This is a genomic window from Clostridium sp. Marseille-Q7071 (genome assembly GCF_965112025.1).
In genome coordinates, this window is sequence record NZ_CBCOPR010000001.1 from 1,094,982 (window position 1) to 1,116,331 (window position 21,350).

Genomic DNA, 21,350 nt, shown 5'->3' on the forward strand with positions numbered 1-21,350 from the left:
TGATGCTAGTGAAAATCATTTTATTAGGTCCTCCGGGAGCCGGAAAAGGAACACAAGCTAAATCGATTAGTAATAAATACTCCATACCGCATATATCAACAGGAGACATTTTTAGAAAAAATATTTCTGAAAAAACTCCTCTAGGAATCGAAGCTAAGAGTTATATAGATAAAGGCCATTTAGTGCCTGATAAACTAACCATAGATATCGTACAGGATAGATTAGAGCAAGGAGACTGTAAAAGTGGTTTTTTACTTGATGGCTATCCAAGAACTGTAAATCAAGCAGAAGCCCTAAAAAACTTTTTAAAGGAAAAAGGAAAGAAACTTGATACAGCTCTATTAATAAAGGTTCCAAAAGAGTATATAATTGATAGAATGACGGGCAGAAGAGTTTGTTTAAGCTGTGGAGCAAGCTATCATGTTAAGTTTAATCCTACTAAAGTAGAAGGCAAATGTGACATTTGTGGTAGCGTTGTAATACAAAGAGATGATGACTGTGAAGAAACAGTAAATGAACGTCTTGAAATATATGATGCTCAAACACAACCACTTATAGATTACTATAAGGAGCAAGACCTTCTATCCGAAGTTGATGGAACCCAAGCTATTAATGATGTTTTTAAGAATATTTGTGGTATCTTAGGAGCGATAAATAGTGATAATAATTAAAAGTGATATGGAAATTGAATATATGAGAAATGCAGGTAAAGTAGTTGCTGATACACTTGCAACCATAGAGGCGGTAATAAAGCCTGGAATAACAACTGCAGAAATCAATAAATTGGCGGAAGAGTTCATATTAGAACAGGGTGCAAAACCATCTTTTAAAGGATACGGTGGATTTCCGGCTTCCATATGTGCATCAGTGAATGATGAAGTTATTCATGGAATCCCTGATAACAGGGTTTTACAAGAAGGAGATATCATAAGTGTAGATTGTGGAGCAGTTCTAAATGGGTTTCATGGTGATGCAGCTAGAACTTTTCCAGTAGGTAAAATATCTAAAGAAGCTGAGGAGCTTATTAGAGTTACTAAAGAATGTTTTTTCAAGGGTGTTGAAAAGGCAAAGGTGAATAATAGGCTTACAGATATATCAGCAGCAATTCAAATTTATGCTGAAAGCTTTGGGTATTCTGTGGTTAGGGATTTTGTAGGACACGGTATTGGTAAGTCCATGCATGAAGATCCTCAGGTTCCTAATTACGGCACTGCTGGTAGAGGACCAAAGTTATCTCATGGAATGGTTCTTGCAATTGAACCTATGATAAACATTGGTAAGTTTAATGTTAAGGTAAAACCTAATGGATGGACGGTTGTTACAAGTGACGGAAGCTTATCCGCACACTACGAAAACACTGTGGCTATATTAAACAGTGGTCCTGAAATATTAACTTTAAGCTAATGAGGTGAATGGATTGGATGATAATAACCTTTTAGGTAAGGTGGTACATTCTAAATCAGGAAGAGATCGTAATAGATACTTTATAATAGTAGGTATACTAAATGCTGATTATGTCTATATTTCAGATGGAGACTTAAGAAAGATTGAGAAACCTAAGAAAAAGAAAATTAAACATTTAATTTTCACAGATATAACAGCAGATGAGATCAGTGAGCTAATCTTACAAGGTAAGAAGATTAGCAATTCTAAGATAAGAAAGTTTTTGCAGGTTGAGGAGGTTTGATTACCTTATGTCAAAAGATGATATAATTGAAATGCAAGGTGTAGTTTTAGAAGCACTACCCAATGCAATGTTTCAAGTTGAACTTGAGAGTGGGCATAAAATATTAGCACATATATCAGGAAAGTTAAGAATGAACTTTATTAGGATATTACCAGGCGATAAGGTTACAATAGAGCTTTCTCCATATGATTTGACACGTGGGAGAATAACTTGGAGAGATAAGTAATAAGGAGGGTTAGCTATGAAAGTAAGACCATCAGTTAAACCTATATGTGAAAAATGTAAAGTTATAAAAAGAAAAGGAAGAGTAATGGTTATCTGTGAAAATCCTAAACATAAACAAAAACAAGGCTAGTAAATAGCTAGTTAGAGTATTTAATGTACTTAGGAGGTGCAAGTTGTAGATGGCAAGAATAGCAGGTGTTGACCTACCAAGAGAAAAAAGAGTTGAGATAGGTCTAACTTATATATTTGGTATAGGATTACCAAAATCACACGAAATACTTGAAGCTACGTCAGTTAATCCAGACACAAGAGTTAAAGATTTAACTGAGGAAGAAGTTAATGCTTTAAGAGAGTATATAAACAAGAATATATTAGTTGAAGGTGACTTAAGAAGAAGAGTTGCTCTTGATATAAAAAGATTAATGGAAATCGGATCTTACAGAGGAATAAGACATAGAAGAGGACTTCCAGTAAGAGGACAAAAGACAAAAACAAACGCTAGAACAAGAAAAGGTCCTAAAAAGACAATAGCGGGCAAAAAGAAATAGTAAGGAGGGAATATAATGGCTCAAAAAGTTAAAAGAAGTAGAAGAAGAAAAGAAAGAAAAAATGTTGAGCATGGTGCAGCACATATTAAATCTACTTTCAACAATTCCATCGTTACGCTTACTGATGCAGCTGGAAACGCATTGTCATGGGCTAGTGCAGGTGGATTAGGATTTAGAGGATCAAGAAAGAGCACACCATTCGCAGCTCAAATGGCAGCTGAAACTGCAGCTAAAGCAGCAATGGAACATGGATTAAAAAGTGTTGAAGTTTACGTTAAAGGACCAGGAGCAGGAAGAGAAGCGGCTATAAGATCTTTACAAGCTGCTGGATTAGAGGTTACTTTAATAAAAGACGTAACTCCAATTCCACATAACGGATGTAGACCACCAAAAAGAAGAAGAGTTTAGTAAACAGGAGGTGTAATTAATGGCAAGATATACTGGAGCTACTTGCAAACTGTGCAGAAGAGAAGGTTTAAAACTTAACCTTAAAGGTGACAGATGCTTCACAGAGAAATGTGCTTTCGCTAGAAGAAGCTATGCACCAGGACAACACGGACAAAGCAGAAAAAAAGTGTCAAACTACGGATTACAATTAAGAGAAAAGCAAAAAGCGAAAAGATTATATGGAGTTCTTGAAAAACAATTTAGACTATATTATGATAAAGCTGAAAAACAAAGAGGTATAACAGGTGAAAATCTATTAAGATACCTTGAGTTAAGACTTGATAATGTAGTATATAGATTAGGATACGGAAATTCAAGAGCTGAAGCGAGACAATTAGTTAATCATGGACACTTTTTAGTGAATGGAAAAAAAGTTGACATCGCATCATACAGTGTTTCATTAAACGATGTAATATCAGTATCTGAAAAGAGCAGAGCTACTGAGAAATTCAAAGTGTTCAATGAGAATCCAAAAACTTTACCTAACTGGTTAGAGGCTAATCAAGCTGCTTTCGAAGGAAAGGTTCTATCTTTACCAGCTAGAGAAGATATAGATGTTCCTGTTAACGAAACATTAATCGTCGAGTTATACAGCAAATAGTCAATAATTTAAATCAGTTGCCCTCAAAATAGAACACCCATTTAATAAAGAAGGAGGGTTATATATATGTTAGAAATAGAAAAGCCAAAAATAGAATGTGTAGAAACCGCTGAAAATGGTACATATGGAAAGTTTGTCATTGAACCATTAGAAAGAGGTTATGGAATAACTTTAGGTAATGCTTTAAGAAGAATTCTTCTTTCTTCATTACCTGGAGTTGCTGCAAATTCAATTAAAATAGAAGGTGTACTTCATGAATTTTCAACAATAAATGGAGTAAAAGAAGATGTGTCAGAGTTAATTCTAAACATAAAAGGATTAGCTTTAAAAATGACAGGGGAAGGTTCTAGAACAGTATACATTGACGCTGAAGGACCAGGTGAGGTAACAGGCGCTGATATTAGAACTGATGGAGATGTAGAAGTTATTAACAAGGATATTCATATTGCTACTTTAGATGAAAATGCTAAGTTATTTATGGAAATCAATGTTAGCAAGGGAAGAGGTTATGTTTCTCAAAATAAAAACAAAACTGAAGATAAACCTATAGCTACTATACCTGTAGACTCAATATATACTCCTGTTAAGAGAGTTAACTATACAGTTGAAAACACAAGAGTAGGCCAAATTACTGATTATGATAAGTTAACTATTGAAATTTGGACTAATGGAACAATTAGACCTGATGAAGCAATAGGATTATCAGCTAAAATTCTTATCGAGCACTTTAAGCTATTTATGACATTAACGGATCATGCGGATAATGTTGAAATAATGGTTGAAAAAGAAGAAGATAAAAAAGAAAAAGTATTAGAAATGACAATAGAAGAGCTTGATTTATCTGTTAGAAGCTTCAACTGCTTAAAAAGAGCAGGTATAAATACTGTTCAAGAATTAACAGAGAGATCTATGGATGACATGATGAAAGTTAGAAACTTAGGAAAGAAATCTCTCGAAGAGGTTGAACAAAAACTTGAAGCCTTGGATTTATCATTTAAACCAAGCGAAGAGTAAGGAGGTATAGACATGGCACAACAACGTAAGTTAGGACGTCCAACTGATCAAAGAATGGCAATGCTTAGAAATCTTGTGACTAGTTTCTTAAAGTACGGAAAGATTGAAACTACTGAAACTAGAGCTAAAGAAACTAAGAGACTAGCTGAAAAAATGATCACTCTTGCTAAAAGAGGAGACTTACATGCTAGAAGACAAGTTCTTGCATTTGTGACTGAAGAAGAAGTTGTTAAAAATTTATTTGATAATGTAGCTCCAAAGTATGCTGAAAGAAATGGTGGATATACTAGAATAATGAAAGTAGGTCCAAGAAGAGGCGACGGAGCAGAAGTTGTTATATTAGAATTAGTATAATATATTCCAGGGGATTAAGTATGCCTAGCTTAGTCCCCATTTTATTATAGATATTGAGTATTTTTGATATTACATGGAGGGATGAGAAATGGAAAAAAATAAAAATTTCGTGGCAGAGAACCCTCAAGCTTTAGATAGAATTGATGATAAAAAAATCGAAATACACAGTGAAAATTTAGTTTTTAAATATGATAATAATGGAAGTAATGACGTAAAAGTTGCTATTGATTCTGTTAATATTGACATCAATAAAGGAGACTTTGTTGTTATTTTAGGTCATAATGGTTCAGGAAAATCTACTTTTGCTAAGCATATAAATGCATTACTTATACCTACAGAAGGTAAGTTATATGTGGGTGGATTGGATACGACAGTAGAGGAAAATGTATGGAATATAAGAAATAAAGCAGGTATGGTATTCCAAAATCCAGATAATCAAATAGTTGCAACTATAGTGGAAGAAGATGTAGCTTTTGGACCAGAGAATTTAGGAGTTGAACCTGAAGAAATAAGAAGAAGAGTTGATGATTCTTTAAAAAGAGTTAATATGTATGAGTATAAAAAACATGGACCACATCTACTATCTGGTGGACAAAAACAAAGAGTGGCTATAGCGGGTATTTTGGCAATGATGCCAGAATGTATAGTTCTTGATGAACCTACAGCAATGTTAGATCCTTCTGGTAGAAAAGAAGTTATAAAGACCGTTAGAGATTTAAATAAAGAATATGGGATAACTATAGTACTTATAACACACTATATGGAAGAAGCAGTAGAAGCAGACAAAATATATGTTATGGATTCTGGAAAAATTGTTATTGAAGGAACTCCTAGAGAGGTATTTAAAGAAGTAGAAACAATGAAAAAACTTGGCTTAGATGTACCTCAAATGACAGAACTTGCTTATGAGCTTAAGAAAAATGGTGTTGATATAAGTGAAGATATATTAACTATAGATGAGATGGTGAATGCATTATGTCAATTAAAATAGAAAATTTAACTCATATATATATGCCAAAGTCACCTTTTGAAAAAACAGCGCTAGACAATGTGTCTGTCGAGATAAAAGATGGTGAGTTTATGGCTCTAATAGGTCATACAGGTTCAGGAAAATCGACTTTGATTCAACATATTAATGGATTATTAAAGCCTTCTTCAGGAAAGATAATAGTAGATGATATAGATATTACTGCTCATGGAGTAAAGCTTAGTGATATAAGAAAAAGAGTAGGGTTAGTGTTTCAATATGCTGAGTATCAATTATTTGAAGAAACTATAGAAAAGGATATTGCTTTTGGACCTCGTAACTTAGGATTAAATGAAGAGGAAATTACTTCTAGAGTAAAAAGAGCAATGAATATAGTTGGATTAGACTATGAAACTTATAAAGATAAATCACCTTTTGAGTTAAGTGGAGGTCAAAAAAGGAGAGTAGCTATAGCAGGAGTTGTAGCTATGGAACCTAAGGTTCTTATATTAGATGAGCCTACCGCTGGGTTAGATCCGAAGGGAAGAGATGAGATACTTGGTAAGATAGAATTATTACATAGAGAATATAATATGACTATAATTTTAGTTTCTCATAGTATGGAAGATGTAGCAAAAGTAGCAAATAGAATATTAGTTATGGAAGATGGAAAATGTATTTTAGACGGTCCTCCAAATTTAATATTTAGAGAAGTAGAAACTTTAGAGAGAGTTGGCCTTGCAGTACCACAAGTTACTTATTTAATCAGAGAACTTAGGAAAAAAGGCTTTGATATATCAGAAGACATATTTACCTTAAAACAAGCTACTACTGAAATACTAAGAGTTCTAAAGAGTTCATAATATATTGTGTAAAAGTGTAATTTTCTTTTACCCATTGGAGGAGTTAATATGATTAAAGATATTACAATAGGACAGTATGTTCCTGGTGACTCTTTTATACATAAGCTTGATCCTAGAGTTAAAATATTAATATCACTATTCTTTATAATAGATTTATTTTTAGTTAATAGCTTTATAGGGTATTTAGTGGTATTTCTATTTCTAATATTAATTATTTTTATATCTAAAGTTCCTTTTAGATATATTTATAAAGGGTTAAAGCCAATATTTATATTGATGTTAATTACAGCAGTATTCAATTTATTCTTTACTAGAGGAGAAGTTCCGTTATGGGAGTGGGGTTTTATAAAGATATATAAGGAAGGTATTATATTAGCCATATTTATGATATTAAGATTAACTTTCTTGATTGCAGGTACATCTTTATTAACTTTAACTACTTCACCAATAGAACTTACTGATGGTATAGAAAAGTTACTTAATCCTTTTAGAAAAATAGGGGTTCCAGCCCACGAATTAGCTATGATGATGACAATAGCACTTAGATTTATACCTACGCTTATGGATGAAACAGATAAAATTATGAAAGCACAAATGGCTAGAGGTGCAGATTTTGAAAGTGGTAATCTATTAAGCCGAGCAAAGAACCTAATCCCGTTGCTAGTTCCACTGTTTATAAGCTCTTTTAGAAGGGCAGAAGAATTAGCTATGGCAATGGAGGCAAGATGTTATAGAGGTGGCGAAGGAAGAACTAGAATGAAGGTATTAAAGCTAACAAATAAGGATACTGTAGCATTTATAGGCTTTGGTGTATATACATCATTAATTTTATTACTTAGAATTTATTTATAAAGGTGTTAGACTATGAAAAATATAAAATTAATAGTAGAGTATGATGGTACCAATTATTCTGGATGGCAGAAACAAAATAATAATATTACAGTACAAGGTACTTTAGAAGAAATCCTTAGTGAATTAACTAAGGAGAAAATTGAAATTATAGGTTGTAGCAGGACAGACAGTAAAGTTCATGCAAGAAAATATATATGTAATTTTCACACTAATAGTACTATACCAAGCCATAAGTTTAGAGAGGCTTTAAACGTAGGGCTTCCTTGTGATATAGCCATATTAGAATCTTCAGAAGTACCACTAAACTTTCATGCAAGATATGACTGTATAGGGAAAAAGTATAGCTATACTATACTTGAAAGATCTGTTAAAGCAACTATTGATAGAAATTTTACATATCAATGTAAATATAATCTAGATATAGCAAAAATGCAGGAAGCTACTAAACATTTTATAGGTACTCATGATTTTTCAGCTTTTAGGAATAATGGAAGTTCTGTGAAAACATCTACTAGAAATATAACAGAGCTTAAAGTAGAAAAACTAGGAAATTATGTAAAAATATATGCTTCAGCAGATGGATTTTTATATAATATGGTAAGAATAATAGTAGGTACATTAGTTGATGTAGGTACTAATAAAATAAAGCCAGAAACTATTATAGATATTATAAATTCTAAAGACAGGTCAGAAGCAGGAAAAACTGCACCACCACAAGGTTTATGCCTAGAAGAAGTCTATTATTAATTAGTTATATTTTAACATAAAAAATATATGTTTTTATTATGTAATAATATTTTAAATAATTGACACGCGTGGCAAATTGTATTATAATATCTATGTTTGTATAGTAAAATTGTGTATAAGATCCACTAGCCCCGGATCTTTAGCATAGAATTCGGACTGTTAAAAATTCAGGGAGGGAAAAGAAATGAAATCATACTTAGCAAAACCAAATGAAGTTCAAAAAAAATGGTATGTAGTTGATGTTGCAGGAATGCCATTAGGAAGAGCTGCTAGCCAAATAGCTTCTATATTAAGAGGAAAAAATAAACCACAATTTACACCACATGTTGATACTGGAGACTATGTAATAGTTGTAAATGCGGATAAAATCGTTTTAACTGGAAAAAAATTAGATCAAAAAATGTTAAGACACCACTCATTATATCCAGGTGGACTAAAAGAAACTCCATACAGAGAAGCTTTAGCTAAAAAGCCAGAGTTTGTATTTGAAGAAGCTGTAAGAAGAATGCTTCCAAATGGAGTATTAGGAAGAAAAATGCTTAAAAAATTAACTGTATACAGAGGACCAGAGCATAAGAATCATGCTCAAAACCCAGAAGTATTAGAGTTAAGATACAAATAAGCTAGTAGTTGGAGGGAGGAAGAAAAATGGCAAAAGTTCAATATTTTGGAACAGGAAGAAGAAAGCAATCAGTTGCTAGAGTTAGACTTGTACCAGGAGAAGGTAAAGTTATCATAAATAAAAGAGATATAGAAAATTATTTTGGATTAGAAACATTAAGATTTATAGTTAATCAACCATTAGCATTAACTGGAACAAAAGAAAAATTCGACGTTTTAGTTAACGTACACGGTGGTGGATATACAGGTCAAGCTGGTGCTATAAGACACGGAGTATCAAGAGCACTATTAAAAGCTGATGAAAATTTAAGACCAGAATTAAAGAAAGCTGGTTTCTTAACAAGAGATCCAAGAATGAAAGAAAGAAAGAAATACGGTCTTAAAAAAGCAAGAAGAGCTTCTCAGTTCTCAAAAAGATAGTATTTCGGATTTATTTACGTATTTATACCAAGGTTATTCAAGTGTTAATCTTTGGAATACATATGGGGGATGCATATACTCAGTAGAGTATATGCATTTTTTTTTGTAAATTTTCTAGTAGTGGATAGAATAAATTATATAATTAATGAAGCTTATTATTAATATAATAGATTATCCGCATATTTAATTATATTTTAAAATTTCACGAAAGCTAAAGATTATGTTATGTTTATGTTAAATTTGCAAATTACGTATTAACAGTACCGAAGATATATTGTATCATTTAAATGGAATTTTACTGAGCAAATTTTTTTGGAGGTAATGTATGGAAGTATTTATTACAGTGATTAATTTATTTGGAGGACTTGGTTTATTTCTCTACGGAATGAAAATGATGGGTGATGGGCTTGAAAATGCTGCCGGAGATAAACTAAAAGGAATATTTGATAGGATAACATCAAACCCAGTAAAAGGAGTATTAACAGGAGCAATAGTTACAGCAATTATACAAAGTAGTAGTGCTACTACAGTTATGATTGTAGGATTTGTTAATGCAGGACTTATGAACTTATATCAAGCAACTGCAGTTATAATGGGTGCCAATATAGGTACAACAATTACTGCACAACTTATAAGTTTTCAATTTGATGCACTTGCACCAATATTTTTAGCCATAGGTGCAATGATAGTATTATTTACTAAAAGCAAAAATACTAAACAAGTTGGTAATATCATATTAGGATTTGGTATATTATTTTTAGGGTTAGAATTGATGAAGAATTCAATGTCTCCATTAGCAGACTCACCATTTTTTTCTGAGCTAATAATAAAACTTCAAGGTAAGACAATATTAGGAGTTTTATTAGGAGTAGTAATGACAGCAGTAATACAGAGCTCTTCTGCATCAACAGGAATATTAGTTGCATTAGCGTCAACTGGTGCATTGCCACTTAATGTTGCAGTACCTATACTATTTGGTAATAATATAGGAACTTGTGTTACAGCACTGATTTCAAGTATAGGAACGTCTAAAACAGCTAAGAAAGCAGCACTAATTCACTTATTATTTAACGTTATAGGAACATTAATATTTATACCATTAATTGGTCAGTTAACCGGCATAGTTCAAGGTATAACACCAGGTATGGGAGCAGAAGCTGTTAAAAGACAAATAGCAAACGCACATAGTATATTTAATATAATTAATACTTTAATATTAATGCCATGTATTAAATTATTAGTATATATAGTAAACAGAATAATCCCAGGAGAAGATGAAAAAGAAGCAATGGGAGTACAATACATAGATGAAAGATTACTAGAAACTCCGGTTATTGCCTTAGGACAAACTACAAATGAATTAGTAAGAATGGCAAACAAGGCAAAAGACAATTTAGAATTAGCTATGGATGCCTTTAACAATAATAATGAAGAATCTCTTAATAAAGTTTATGAGAATGAAAAATTGATAAATATCTTAGAGGATGATATAACTAGATTTTTAGTTAAACTTTCAAATACAGAAATTGGTGAAGAGCAAAAAAATATTGTGGCAGCAATGTTTCATGTGGTAAATGATATTGAGCGTATAGGAGATCACGCTGAAAATATTGCAGATTTAGCTAGTGAAAAAATGGCAAAACATATAGTATTTTCAGAAGAGGCAAGTAAAGAACTTTTATCAATGTTCAATTACACAGTAAGTGCATTGGAAATGAGTATAGATTGCTTTAAACATTATAATAAAGAAAAAGCTCGCACAGTAAGAGGAGTAGAAGATAGAATAGATAGCTTAGAAAAAGAGTTAAGAGCATCACATATTAGAAGACTTAATACAGGAATATGTAATGCTACAGTAGGTGCTATATTCTTAGATGTTATAAGTAATTTTGAGAGAATAGGTGACCATGCTGTAAATGTAGCTGAAATAGTTTCAGAAACACCCTATAAATTAAATTAAAATATATAAAATAAACTAGTCAGTATGCGAAAAAATAAATAAGTATACTGACTAGTTATTTTTTTGAATATATATTATAATTGTACATTTTAAAATCCCTTGTAATAAAATTACAAGGGATTTTATTAGTTATATAAAATAAAAAACTAATAAAAGATTTTGAAGGTAGCTCATAAAAAAGCAGGAGAGTGAAGAGATATTAAAATGTAAGTTAATATATCAGTAATATAATGTTATGAATGAAAAATTAAGAATGAAAGATTAAGAATTATAGTTAGGATTAATTCTTAATAAATTAATTTCTTAAGCTGAAATATTGTATACTTTTTAGAGTTTAATGTGTCTAATTAGTATAAGGTGTCTTCAAAAAAATAATAGACCACTATGTCAGCCTATTTTCCATCAGACTATGTTGTCAGATATAAAATATACTAACATCTTTGGTTTATTATTTTTGTTCAGATGTCTAAAGGGAAAGTAAGAGAGGATTAAATGGATAAGGATATATTATTAAGACTTTATAAAACTCAAGTAAGAATTATATATGGATACCTTTTGAGTAATGGCTGTAGCAGTGAAGAGGTAGAAGATATAATTCAGGATAGTTTTATTAAAGCTATTGAGCATATGGATGGGGTAGACATTAGTAAATTATCATCATGGATTTTTAAAGTTGCACTTAACAATTGTAGAAATACTATTAGAAGGAAAAAGTCAAGAAAACAAATTAGTATAGATGAAGAAGAGTTTTATAATAAATTTGTTTTAGATGAAGATTTTACAGATAAACTCATTTTCAAAGAGAATAATAAGAAAGTAAGAAGTACACCAAATAAAATGAAAGATGGATATAAGGATTTACTAATATTAAAGTATGAAATAGAGCTTAGCCATTTAGAAATAGGAAAACTTTTAAATATGAATGAAAATACTGTCAGCACCTATCTATATAGGGCTAGAAATCAATTTAAAAGACTTTGGGGGATTATAATGAATGAAATAAGTTAGAAGACATATTTGATGACGAGAAGTTAAATAGAGCTGTTAAAAAGGGAAGAAGAAAAACAATAATAAAGATTACTTTGATAGTATTAATAATTTTAATAGTTAGTTATATAGAAGATTTATTTTTAACATCTAGAATTTGCATTGAAGCTGCAAAAAGAGAAGAGGCATATGTAGGGCTTATAGTTTCAAATGGATATATAAGTAAAGCTAAATATGATTTTAGCATTTTGAGTGGAATTGGAAATCATAAGATTAGTAAAAATTTAGGAAATAAGTCAGTCATATTAGAAGAAAACAGAATGGCTTTTGGATTGATTCCAGCTCAAATAGCGAGGAGGAAGAGGTAGCAGTCATACTTCAGGACAATGACCAAGTAGGTATTGAGAAAATGGTTATAGAAAGATGATGTTTTTTCACACTAATGTAGATTATAAGGAATATAAAAATGATTTAGCAGAACTAGATAAAATTCCTGATGACAAGTTGATAGAAATTGGAAATTCCTTTGATAAGCCTTATCCAATTATAGATAGATATAATATTCTTCCAGCTGAAATTAATAAAACTTGGCATTGGATAGATACTTTTTCAGATGAGGATATTGAAAAATTTAAAGATGAAGTAGATAATTATGATTTCAAAGCTTGTTATATTAATGAGGAAAATGTGTGGGCATATCTGTATGGAGTGATACTGGAGATGTAACATTAGATAATAGCTATAACAAGTTTTTAGAAAATCTACAGAATAGTAAATATTATGAACATGAAAAAAATTATGAGGAATTGAAGGAAAAGAGCAAATTACAGTTAGAAAATACTTATATGTTAGGTACTACTATAATTGGAACTAAAGAAGAGCTTAAAAAGCTCATAGGAAACCCACATATAAAAGCTTTATCAATAGGAATAGTGATAGATAAATTCTAATTGAACAGGAAGAAGAAGTTAAAATAAAGAATTGAATAAGAAATCAATTTTAAGGGAGTTAATATTTTTTCATTGTTAACTTTTAGTACTAGCTCAACTAAGATTTGAAATTTTAGTCATCGATAAAAACTTATTCCTATATTATAAGAATGTAATAATAAACTATGGACTAGCTGAATAAATATAGTTACAGAGTAATATATTAAAGGTGGTTTTATGAGATATAAAAATAAGAATTTAATTGTATCATTATTAGTTATATCAATTTCATTAGTAGGAATATTAGCTATAAATATAAAATCAGCTAAGACTACAACAAGTATGGAAGTGGATAAAATGATGGGGACTAAAGTTATATTAATAGACCCTGGTCATGGAGGAATGGATGGAGGGGCCAGTGCTAGCGATGGCACAGTAGAAAAGCATATCAATTTAAACATATCATTGCATTTACAAAAATTACTTATGGAGTCAGGATATAAGGCTATATTAACTAGAGATGAGGATGTAGGATTATATGGAGATAGTGGTACTGTTAAAGAGAAAAAAAGAGAAGATTTAAACAAAAGATGTGAACTTAAAAAAGAAACAGACTGTAATATATTCGTGAGTATACATTTAAATAAGTTCCAACAGCCTAATTGTAAGGGCGCACAAGTATGGTATTCTAATAATCCTGAAAGCGCCATTGTGGCTAAAATAATGCAAGACAATTTAAGGATGGATTTAGATGAAAATAATACTAGAGTAGCAAAACCAGCTAAGGATATGTATAAGGTATTAAGATGCAATGATACCATGCCAGGTGTTATAGTTGAATGTGGTTTTTTATCTAATAAACAAGATTTAGAACTTTTAAAGGATGAAAGTTATCAAAAAAAAGTTGCAGAGTCACTTTATAAATCAATAAGAGAATATTTTGAAAAGTCCAATTGAGTCCAATTGGACTAAAGAAAAGCTAAAAAAAGTCCATTTGTTAATGAAAAATTTAATTGAAATAACAAAAAACGAAAAAAATTATTAATTTATGCTATAAAATTTAATAGAGCTGCAGTTTAGTATAGCACACTTATATCATACTAAAGTGAATAGTCAGAAAAAAGCAAGAAAAAAGTCTATCTTCAATTTGAAGGTTGACTTTTTTCTTAATTTTTATAAAATTGGCGTTGAATTAAATAGGTCCATATGATATTATAACGGTGGGAATGGATTAGTCCATTAATCCATTAACAACTTTGGGAGGTATTTTATGAATATTGTGGTAGATAAAAAATGTGGGATACCGCTGTATATTCAAGTTAAAAAGCAAATTATGGACTTGATTAAAGAAGGTACTCTCAAGGTTGGAAGTAAAATGCCAACAGAAAGAGAGCTTTCTCAAGAGCTAAATGTAAGCAGAAATACAATAAGTACAGCTTACAATCAACTTGAAAGCAGTGGAGTATTAAGATCCATTCAAGGAAAAGGCACTTTTGTTGCTGAAGAGGCTATATCTTGGAAAGACCAAGAGGTAAAAAATAAGATTGTTAAATTTGTAGACTTGGCACTTGAAGAAGCCTTAGAAATTGGTGTGGAAGCAGAAGACTTTTTAGAGATAGTAGTCCAAAGAGTAAAAGAGAAAAAAGAATTAATGGAAAGAATAACTGCAGTCTTTGTAGAATGTAATATTGAACAAGCTAGAATGTTTAGCAGACAACTTACAAAAAATAGCAATATGAATGTGGTGCCATTAACAGTTGGAGATTTAGATAAAATGACAGAAGAAACAGCTAATATTATTGAACAATGTCAAGTAATAATAGCAACCTTCAATCATGTTAATGAAGTTAAGAATTCCATTAAACATATGGACAAGGAAGTACTAGGGGTTGCCATTAATCCAAATCTAGAATCTATTGTTAAAATAGCTAGGCACCCAGCAGATAGTAAGTTTGGTTTTATATGCTTATCTGAGGAATTTATATTTAAAATAAAATCCGCACTGGAAGGTGCAGGACTAGGAGATTTGAAAGTAGATTATTTCAATGATCTAGATGAAGAAAAGGTAAAGCAAATAATTGAAGAGTTTGATGTGCTTATAGTTACACCTGGTAGATATAAGGATGTTTCTAGGCTGAATTTACAGAATAAAGAAATAATTGAGTTTTCCTATAGTTTAGATAATGGCTCTGTAAAAGCGCTTAAATCTAAAATTATAGAAATAAAATATAAGCAAAATCACAATTAATTTTTAGGAGGCTTTTAAAAATGGAAAAGAAGACTTTGGTTCTTGGAGTTATAGGAGCAGATTGTCATGCAGTTGGTAATAAAATATTAGACTATGCTTTAACAGAAGCAGGATTTAATGTAGAAAACATAGGAGTTTTATCACCACAAGAGGATTTTATAAATGCAGCAGTAGAAACAAATGCTGATGCAATAATAGTATCTTCATTATATGGACATGGTGAAATCGACTGTAGAGGCTTAAGAGAAAAATGTGATGAAGCAGGACTTAAAGAAATATTACTTTATGTAGGTGGAAATATAGTTGTAGGAAAGCAGAACTGGGAAGAGGTACAAGTTAGGTTTAAATCAATGGGATTCGATAGAGTTTACCCACCAGGAACTACTCTTGAAACAACAATTCATGATTTAAAAGAAGACTTAGGTCTACTATAATAAAGGTGGAGTGATTTAGGTGGATGCATATTTACTTTTAGACTTTGGAAGCACCTATACGAAGTTGACAGCTGTAGATATAGAAACTGAGGAAATAATAGCTACAGCAAAAGATATTACGACAATAGAAGATGATATAATGGTAGGATTTAATAAGTCTTATAAAAAGATTCAAAAGCTATTAGAAGGAAAAGATGTGAACTTTGTAAAAAAATTAGCTTGTTCATCAGCAGCTGGTGGATTAAAGATGGTTGCTATTGGACTTGTACCTGAGCTTACAGCAGAAGCAGCTAAAAGAGCTGCATTAGGCGCAGGAGCAAGAGTACTGAAAGTTTATAGTTATGAATTAACAGAAGATGAAATTAATGAAATTGAAAATTCTGATGTAGATATAATATTACTTGCTGGAGGAACAAATGGTGGAAATAAACAGTGTATTTTGCATAATGCAGAAATGATTGTTAATTCTAAACTAAATGTTCCTATAGTAGTAGCTGGCAACAAAAGTGCTAATGATGAAATAAAGAGAATGTTTACAAAAGCCAATTTATATTTTAGTATAACAGAAAATGTTATGCCACAACTAAATTCATTAAATGTTGAGCCAGCTCGTGAAGAAATAAGAAAAGTTTTCATGGAGAAAATAACAGATGCAAAAGGACTTTCCAATGCTGAGAATTTTGTAAATGGCATATTGATGCCAACGCCAGCAGCTGTACTTAAAGCAGCAAGAGTTTTAAGTGAAGGTAGTGATGAAGAAGAAGGTATTGGTGATTTAGTAATTGTTGATATTGGTGGTGCCACTACAGATATACATTCTATTGCAGATGGTGAACCTACAAAAGCAGGAGTAAATATGAGAGGACTTGAGGAACCTTTTGCTAAAAGAACAGTAGAGGGTGATCTTGGAATGAGATATTCCGCAATTTCTCTATGGGAAGCAGCAGGAAGTAGAAAACTTAGGAAATATTTAAAAGATGATAAAAGAGAAATTAATATAGAGGAGTGCTGTACATACAGAAATAAGAATATAAAGATGGTTCCTGAAAATGAGGATGAGATAAAATTTGATGAAGCTATGGCAAAAATTGCTACAGAACTATCAATGGAAAGACATTCAGGAGTGATAGAAAATATATACACTCCTATGGGTGTAGTTTATAATCAAACAGGAAAAGATTTAATGGAAGTTAAGTATATGATAGGAACTGGAGGAGTATTAGTTCATAGTAGAAATCCAGGAGAAATTTTAAGTGCAGGCACTTTTAGTAGTGAAAATCCAATTTCACTAAGACCACAAAATCCAAAATATTTATTAGATAAAACATATATATTATCAGCTATGGGATTGTTAGCTCAAGATTATCCGGATAAAGCTGTTAGAATCATGAAAAAATATTTAGTCAGAGTGTAATTATCAGGAGGTAATTTAAAGTGGAATTAAAAAATAAAAAATGGACTGAAGAAGAGTTTTTTAAGGTAAGAGAAGAAGTCTTAGCTCAATGGCCAACAGGTAAGGAAATAGATTTACAAGAAGCAATCGAATATAATAAAAGAATTCCAGATCATAAAAACTTTGCTAAAAAGCTTATAAAAGCAAAAGAAGAAGGTATAACATTAGCACAACCTAGAGCAGGGGTTGCATTAATAGATAAGCATATAGAGTTATTAAACTTTCTTCAAAATGAAGGTGGAGCAGACCTTTTACCTTCTACAATAGATAGCTATACAAGACAAAATAGATATGAAGAATGCGAAATTGGTATTAAAGAAAGTATAAAAGAAGGTAGATCTTTATTAAATGGTTTCCCAGGAGTTAACCATGGACTTAAAGGTTGTAGAGAAGTTTTCGAGGCTGTTAACTTACCATTAGAATCAAGACACGGTACTCCAGATGGAAGATTACTTGCTGAAATTACACATGCATCAGGATGGACTTCAAATGAGGGCGGTGGTATTTCTTATAACATACCATATGCTAAAAATGTTACATTAGAAAAAACAATATTAGATTGGCAGTATTGCGATAGATTAGTTGGATATTATGAAGAACATGGAATATCTATAAACAGAGAACCATATGGACCATTAACTGGTACATTAGTTCCACCAAGTACTTCAAATGCAGTAGCTATAGTAGAAGCATTACTTGCAGCAGAGCAAGGTGTTAAGAATATAACAGTTGGATATGGACAATGCGGAAATTTAGTACAAGATGTTGCTGCTATAAGAGCATTAGAAGAGCAATGTAATGAATACTTAAAAGCTAATGGATACAATGATGTATATTTAACTACAGTATTCCATCAATGGATGGGTGGATTCCCAGCTGATGAGGCTAAAGCTTATGGAGTTATTTCTACTGGTGCAGCAGCAGCAGCATTATCAGGAGCTACAAAAGTTATAGTTAAAACAACTCATGAAGCTATAGGTATACCAACAAAAGAAGCAAATGCTCAAGGTATAAAAGCTACTAAAATGACTCTTAACTTATTAAGAGGTCAAAGATTACCGATGTGTGAAGAGTTAAGAACTGAAATAGAAATTATAAAAGCAGAAACTAAATGTATGATAGATAAATTATATGAAGTTGGAAATGGTGACTTAGCAATAGGAGCTGTTAAAGGAATTGAAATGGGAGTAATTGATATTCCATTTGCACCAAGTAAGTATAATGCTGGTAAGATGATGCCTGCAAGAGACAACAATGGAGCAGTAAGATACTTGAAATTTGGTAACGTTCCATTTACTGAAGAACTAAAAGCTTATAACATGAAGAAGTTAGAAGAAAGAGGAAAGTTCGAAGGTAGAGAAGTTGGATTCCAAATGACAGTTGATGATATATTTGCAGTTGGAAAAGGAAGACTAGTAGGAAGACCTGAATAATTATAAAAACAATTTAAAAAGCTAATAACAAAATTTAAGAAGGCAAGGTGTTTTAAAATGAAAATTGTTGACGTAGTATGTTCAGCAGGAAGAACAGGATTCTATTTTGACGACCAAAGAGCAATAAAAAAAGGAGCGGGACATGATGGATTCACATATGTTGGAGAACCTGTAACAGATGGATTCACATCAGTAAGACAAGCAGGTGAATCTATATCTGTAATGTTAATCCTTGAAGATGGTCAAGTAGCCACTGGAGATTGTGCTGCAGTACAATATTCAGGAGCTGGTGGAAGAGATCCGCTATTTTTAGCTAAGGATTTTATACCTGTTATAGAAAAAGAAATAGCACCAAAGCTAATTGGAAGAGAGCTTGAAAGTTTTAAAGCATTAGCAGAAGAGTTTGATCATATGACAGTTGATGGAAAGAGATTGCATACTGCTATAAGATATGGTGTAACTCAAGCAATACTTGATGGAGTTGCTAAAGCTAAAAAGGTAACTATGGCTGAAGTTGTAAAAGAAGAATACAACACAGGAGTAGATATAAAGAGAATTCCAATATTCACTCAATCAGGAGATGACAGATACTCAAATGCTGATAAAATGATAATAAAAGGTGCAGATGTAATGCCTCACGCATTAATTAACCATGTAGAGGACAAGCTAGGAACTAAAGGTGAGAAATTACATGCATATGTTAAATGGTTAAGTGAAAGAGTATTAAAATTAAGAACAAGCGAAGACTATAGTCCAATATTCCACATTGACGTTTATGGAACAATTGGAGTAGCCTTTGATTATGATATAAAAGCTATGGCTGATTATTTATCTACATTAGAAGAAGCTGCTAAACCATTCAAATTAAGAATAGAAGGACCTATGGATGTTGAGCACAGAGAAAGACAAATGGAAGCTTTAAGAGATTTAACAACTGAGCTTGATAACAGAGGAATAAATGTTGAACTTGTTGCTGATGAATGGTGCAATACTTTTGATGATGTTAAGTTCTTCGCTGATAATAAATCAGGACATATGCTTCAAATAAAAACTCCAGACCTTGGTGGAGTAAATAATATTATTGAAGCTATACTATACTGTAAAGAAAAAGGTGTAGGAGCTTATTGTGGTGGAACATGTAACGAAACAAATAGATCAGCGGAAATCTGTACTAATATTGCTATAGCTTGTGGAGCAGACCAATGTTTAGCAAAACCAGGTATGGGTGTTGACGAAGGTTACATGATAGTAAACAATGAAATGAACAGAGTAATTGCATTAATTAATAGAAGAAATAAATAATTATGTAACAAGTGAAAGGCGGTTTATACAAACTGCCTTTTACACTATAATTGAATATATAAGGCATCTTCAAAAAAATAATAGACCAGTATATTAGCCTATTTTCCATCATACTGCGTCGTCAGAACCTGCCCATAGCTCCACTATGAGCAGAACCTAACGCCTTGTCTGATATGAGGTATATTCAAAAAAATAACTAGTCAGTATGCTCATCTATTTTGTATCATACTGCGTCGTCAGAACTCCATGATAGTTAAACTATCATGGAAACCTGTCTTCTTGTCTGATGCAAAATATATTTCGCATCTTTAACTAGCTATTTTATTTCATATGCTTAAAATATACTAACATTTTTGATCTATTATTTTCTTTCAGATGCCTAAGTAAAAAAATACTAAGCATGGAGGAATTTTTATGAAAGAAATAAATGTTTCAGAGATAATTAAAGCAGTTAGAAAGCTGTGCATAGATGCTAACTACTACTTAGGTGATGACGTTAAAAATGCTTTAATTAATGCTAGAGATAAAGAGGACTGGGCTATAGCTCAGGGGATATTAGATAAAATAATAGCTAATGCTAAAATTGCTGAAAATGAGGATATGCCAATGTGTCAAGACACAGGAATGGCTTGTGTATTTGTAGAATTAGGTCAAGATGTTCATATAGTAGGTGGAAACCTAGAAGAAGCTATAAATGAGGGGATAAGACGTGGTTATGGTGATGGATTCTTAAGAAAATCAGTAGTTAAAGATCCACTAGATAGAGTTAATACAAAAGATAATACTCCGGGAGTAATATATTATAATGTTGTGGCTGGTGATAAATTAAAAATAACTGTAGCACCAAAAGGTTTTGGTTCAGAAAATATGAGTCAATTAAAGATGTTAAAACCATCTGATGGATTACAAGGTGTTAAAGATTTTGTATTAAAAGTTGTTAAAGAAGCAGGTCCAAATCCATGCCCACCAATAATTGTTGGAGTAGGAGTTGGAGGAACTTTTGATAAAGCAGCAAACCTAGCTAAGAAAGCATTAATAAGACCAGTAGAAATAAGAAATTCAAATCCTTTCTATGAAGAGCTCGAAAAAGAATTATTGGAGCTAATTAATAATTTAGGAATAGGACCACAAGGCTTTGGAGGAAGAAGTACTGCACTTGCGGTAAATATAGAAAGTTACCCAACACATATTGCAGGGCTTCCTGTAGCAGTTAATATAAATTGTCATGCTACAAGACATGCTGAAGTAGAGCTTTAAT

Annotated in this window: 28 protein-coding genes; all 28 read left to right on the forward strand. The window is 31.7% G+C overall.

The features are described from left to right. Window positions 1-8: 8 nt before the first annotated feature. Complete coding sequence (locus ACWPW7_RS05180; RefSeq protein WP_454052619.1) at window positions 9-671, forward strand: adenylate kinase; 663 nt, start codon at window positions 9-11, stop codon at window positions 669-671. Beyond that, the gene (gene map / locus ACWPW7_RS05185) at window positions 658-1,404 is read left to right on the forward strand and encodes a type I methionyl aminopeptidase (RefSeq protein WP_291561029.1); all 747 of its coding nucleotides are present in this window, start codon (window positions 658-660) and stop codon (window positions 1,402-1,404) included. Before ACWPW7_RS05180 ends, map begins: the two co-directional genes overlap by 14 nt. A 13-nt stretch (window positions 1,405-1,417) precedes the next feature. Next, window positions 1,418-1,687 (forward strand): KOW domain-containing RNA-binding protein, encoded by a 270-nt coding sequence (locus ACWPW7_RS05190; RefSeq protein WP_039630695.1) that lies wholly within the window; start codon window positions 1,418-1,420, stop codon window positions 1,685-1,687. Between the two features lie 7 nt (window positions 1,688-1,694). Continuing rightward, on the forward strand, window positions 1,695-1,913 hold the full coding sequence (gene infA / locus ACWPW7_RS05195) for a translation initiation factor IF-1 (protein ID WP_312573213.1): 219 nt from the start codon (window positions 1,695-1,697) through the stop codon (window positions 1,911-1,913). 15 nt (window positions 1,914-1,928) lie between these two features. Continuing rightward, entirely contained in the window at window positions 1,929-2,042 is a 114-nt protein-coding gene (gene rpmJ, locus ACWPW7_RS05200; RefSeq protein ID WP_003373491.1) for a 50S ribosomal protein L36, read from the forward strand. A 49-nt stretch (window positions 2,043-2,091) separates the two neighbouring features. Beyond that, entirely contained in the window at window positions 2,092-2,460 is a 369-nt protein-coding gene (gene rpsM / locus ACWPW7_RS05205) for a 30S ribosomal protein S13 (RefSeq protein WP_039630701.1), read from the forward strand. A gap of 12 nt (window positions 2,461-2,472) precedes the next feature. Beyond that, window positions 2,473-2,868: a 30S ribosomal protein S11 gene (gene rpsK, locus ACWPW7_RS05210; protein ID WP_186269536.1), complete on the forward strand. Its 396-nt coding sequence runs from the start codon at window positions 2,473-2,475 to the stop codon at window positions 2,866-2,868. 19 nt (window positions 2,869-2,887) lie between these two features. Next, window positions 2,888-3,508 (forward strand): 30S ribosomal protein S4, encoded by a 621-nt coding sequence (gene rpsD / locus ACWPW7_RS05215; RefSeq protein ID WP_454052620.1) that lies wholly within the window; start codon window positions 2,888-2,890, stop codon window positions 3,506-3,508. Window positions 3,509-3,574: 66 nt separating this feature from the next. Further along, window positions 3,575-4,522 carry a DNA-directed RNA polymerase subunit alpha gene (locus ACWPW7_RS05220; RefSeq protein WP_291561034.1) on the forward strand — a complete coding sequence of 316 codons (948 nt, stop codon included), beginning with the start codon at window positions 3,575-3,577 and terminating at the stop codon, window positions 4,520-4,522. A 12-nt stretch (window positions 4,523-4,534) separates the two neighbouring features. After that, window positions 4,535-4,876 carry a 50S ribosomal protein L17 gene (gene rplQ / locus ACWPW7_RS05225; RefSeq protein ID WP_039630707.1) on the forward strand — a complete coding sequence of 114 codons (342 nt, stop codon included), beginning with the start codon at window positions 4,535-4,537 and terminating at the stop codon, window positions 4,874-4,876. Window positions 4,877-4,964: 88 nt separating this feature from the next. Next, entirely contained in the window at window positions 4,965-5,867 is a 903-nt protein-coding gene (locus ACWPW7_RS05230; protein ID WP_454052621.1) for an energy-coupling factor transporter ATPase, read from the forward strand. Then, window positions 5,852-6,706, forward strand: a complete 855-nt coding sequence (locus ACWPW7_RS05235) for an energy-coupling factor transporter ATPase (RefSeq protein WP_454052622.1) — start codon at window positions 5,852-5,854, stop codon at window positions 6,704-6,706. The genes ACWPW7_RS05230 and ACWPW7_RS05235 overlap by 16 nt, the downstream gene beginning before the upstream one ends. A 48-nt stretch (window positions 6,707-6,754) precedes the next feature. After that, entirely contained in the window at window positions 6,755-7,558 is an 804-nt protein-coding gene (locus ACWPW7_RS05240) for an energy-coupling factor transporter transmembrane component T family protein (RefSeq protein WP_291561038.1), read from the forward strand. Window positions 7,559-7,570: 12 nt separating this feature from the next. Continuing rightward, window positions 7,571-8,305, forward strand: a complete 735-nt coding sequence (gene truA, locus ACWPW7_RS05245) for a tRNA pseudouridine(38-40) synthase TruA (RefSeq protein ID WP_454052623.1) — start codon at window positions 7,571-7,573, stop codon at window positions 8,303-8,305. Between the two features lie 184 nt (window positions 8,306-8,489). Then, a complete protein-coding gene (gene rplM, locus ACWPW7_RS05250) occupies window positions 8,490-8,927 on the forward strand; it encodes a 50S ribosomal protein L13 (protein ID WP_291561043.1) in 438 nt (145 codons plus the stop codon). Between the two features lie 26 nt (window positions 8,928-8,953). Beyond that, the gene (rpsI, locus tag ACWPW7_RS05255) at window positions 8,954-9,346 is read left to right on the forward strand and encodes a 30S ribosomal protein S9 (protein ID WP_454052624.1); all 393 of its coding nucleotides are present in this window, start codon (window positions 8,954-8,956) and stop codon (window positions 9,344-9,346) included. A 325-nt stretch (window positions 9,347-9,671) separates the two neighbouring features. After that, on the forward strand, window positions 9,672-11,306 hold the full coding sequence (locus ACWPW7_RS05260) for a Na/Pi cotransporter family protein (RefSeq protein WP_454052625.1): 1,635 nt from the start codon (window positions 9,672-9,674) through the stop codon (window positions 11,304-11,306). Between the two features lie 492 nt (window positions 11,307-11,798). Continuing rightward, window positions 11,799-12,314 carry an RNA polymerase sigma factor gene (locus tag ACWPW7_RS05265; protein ID WP_454052626.1) on the forward strand — a complete coding sequence of 172 codons (516 nt, stop codon included), beginning with the start codon at window positions 11,799-11,801 and terminating at the stop codon, window positions 12,312-12,314. Window positions 12,315-12,388: 74 nt separating this feature from the next. Beyond that, window positions 12,389-12,661, forward strand: a complete 273-nt coding sequence (locus ACWPW7_RS05270) for a hypothetical protein (protein ID WP_454052627.1) — start codon at window positions 12,389-12,391, stop codon at window positions 12,659-12,661. 55 nt (window positions 12,662-12,716) lie between these two features. Further along, entirely contained in the window at window positions 12,717-13,019 is a 303-nt protein-coding gene (locus ACWPW7_RS05275) for an anti sigma factor C-terminal domain-containing protein (RefSeq protein ID WP_454052628.1), read from the forward strand. Further along, on the forward strand, window positions 12,983-13,243 hold the full coding sequence (locus ACWPW7_RS05280; protein ID WP_454052629.1) for an anti sigma factor C-terminal domain-containing protein: 261 nt from the start codon (window positions 12,983-12,985) through the stop codon (window positions 13,241-13,243). Before ACWPW7_RS05275 ends, ACWPW7_RS05280 begins: the two co-directional genes overlap by 37 nt. Window positions 13,244-13,459: 216 nt before the next feature. Continuing rightward, on the forward strand, window positions 13,460-14,179 hold the full coding sequence (gene cwlD / locus ACWPW7_RS05285; RefSeq protein WP_454052630.1) for an N-acetylmuramoyl-L-alanine amidase CwlD: 720 nt from the start codon (window positions 13,460-13,462) through the stop codon (window positions 14,177-14,179). A gap of 313 nt (window positions 14,180-14,492) precedes the next feature. Next, window positions 14,493-15,470 carry a GntR family transcriptional regulator gene (locus tag ACWPW7_RS05290; RefSeq protein WP_291561058.1) on the forward strand — a complete coding sequence of 326 codons (978 nt, stop codon included), beginning with the start codon at window positions 14,493-14,495 and terminating at the stop codon, window positions 15,468-15,470. A gap of 20 nt (window positions 15,471-15,490) precedes the next feature. Continuing rightward, entirely contained in the window at window positions 15,491-15,904 is a 414-nt protein-coding gene (glmS, locus tag ACWPW7_RS05295; RefSeq protein ID WP_291561060.1) for a methylaspartate mutase subunit S, read from the forward strand. Window positions 15,905-15,923: 19 nt separating this feature from the next. After that, on the forward strand, window positions 15,924-17,318 hold the full coding sequence (glmL, locus tag ACWPW7_RS05300; RefSeq protein WP_454052631.1) for a methylaspartate mutase accessory protein GlmL: 1,395 nt from the start codon (window positions 15,924-15,926) through the stop codon (window positions 17,316-17,318). A gap of 20 nt (window positions 17,319-17,338) precedes the next feature. Next, window positions 17,339-18,790 (forward strand): methylaspartate mutase subunit E, encoded by a 1,452-nt coding sequence (locus tag ACWPW7_RS05305; RefSeq protein WP_454052632.1) that lies wholly within the window; start codon window positions 17,339-17,341, stop codon window positions 18,788-18,790. 57 nt (window positions 18,791-18,847) lie between these two features. Beyond that, a complete protein-coding gene (locus tag ACWPW7_RS05310) occupies window positions 18,848-20,092 on the forward strand; it encodes a methylaspartate ammonia-lyase (protein WP_454052633.1) in 1,245 nt (414 codons plus the stop codon). A gap of 414 nt (window positions 20,093-20,506) precedes the next feature. Next, the gene (locus ACWPW7_RS05315) at window positions 20,507-21,349 is read left to right on the forward strand and encodes a fumarate hydratase (RefSeq protein WP_454052634.1); all 843 of its coding nucleotides are present in this window, start codon (window positions 20,507-20,509) and stop codon (window positions 21,347-21,349) included. The last annotated feature ends 1 nt before the right edge of the window (window position 21,350 follow it).